Consider the following 1,010-nt stretch of genomic DNA (forward strand, 5'->3'; position numbering starts at 1 on the left):
TTTTGCCAAAATAGCCTTTAGGTAGTAACAACTAACTCTATATTAATAGAAGTGCCAACTTTGTTTTCGGCCGATAAGATTTCTATTTGACCATTTAGGTATGAAACCCTGTTTTTCATATTATGAATGCCCATACCTTTAGCTAAATGAGCAGGGTCAAAGCCCTTTCCATCATCTTCTATGGTGATGTAAAATATATTCTCGGTTTGGGAGCACTGCAATAAAATTTTTTTAGCCTCTGCATGTTTAACCGCATTAACAAGCGCTTCTTGTACAATTCGGTATATGCTCATCTGTTCTTGTGGCAACAAAGTATGTTTAATGCCCAGGTATTTAAAATCGATATTCAGTTTTTTAGAAGCTAACGATTCGCATAAATCCCTTAAAGATTCTTCCAGGCCAAAGTTAAGCAGCATTTTGGGCATCATATCATGTGCAATCCGGCGCAGTTCATTTATCGAGCCTTCCATTTGGTTCATAATCTGCTGCAATTGTGGGTCATTATTATTGCTCTTTCCTGTGGCGTAATGAACCAGATTAATCTTTATTCCGGCAAGGGTTCCGCCCAATCCATCGTGCAGATCGCGTGCAACCCTGTTTTGTTCCTCTTCTTTGGCATTTAACATGGCCTGCACAATTTTAATCTGTTGCCTGCGGTCAATGTCTTCAATCTGCTGCTGATGGTTCAGATCTTTCTGTACAGCTAATTTTTTACTGCTTCTATAAAAAAGCCAGCCTAAAGTAGCAACAGCCAATAAAAACAAACAAGCTATGCCAAATAGCCAGCTGAATAGCTTGCTATTCTTTGCCGATAGGTTTGCTTTTTCATTTTCGGCATTAAGGGCAATTATCTTTTTTTCCTTCTCCGCTGTCTTAAATTTTACCTCTAGCGTACTTATTTTATGCTCTATATCTTTTGTATTTATGCTATCCCGCAATTTAGTGTACTTTTTAAGCCAGGCATAAGCCATTTCGCTATTACCTAATTTGCCGTATGTTTCCGATAGTTC

The 1,010-nt window shown here is 38.2% G+C and carries 1 protein-coding gene; it reads right to left on the reverse strand.

Annotated features, from left to right (window positions below; genetic code table 11):
• Window positions 1-17 precede the first annotated feature (17 nt).
• On the reverse strand, window positions 18-1,010 hold a 993-nt coding region (locus tag RMY00_RS36035; RefSeq protein ID WP_322652133.1), incomplete at its 5' end, for a sensor histidine kinase.

Source organism: Nostoc sp. ChiVER01 (assembly GCF_034531155.1).
Lineage (GTDB): Bacteria > Cyanobacteriota > Cyanobacteriia > Cyanobacteriales > Nostocaceae > Nostoc.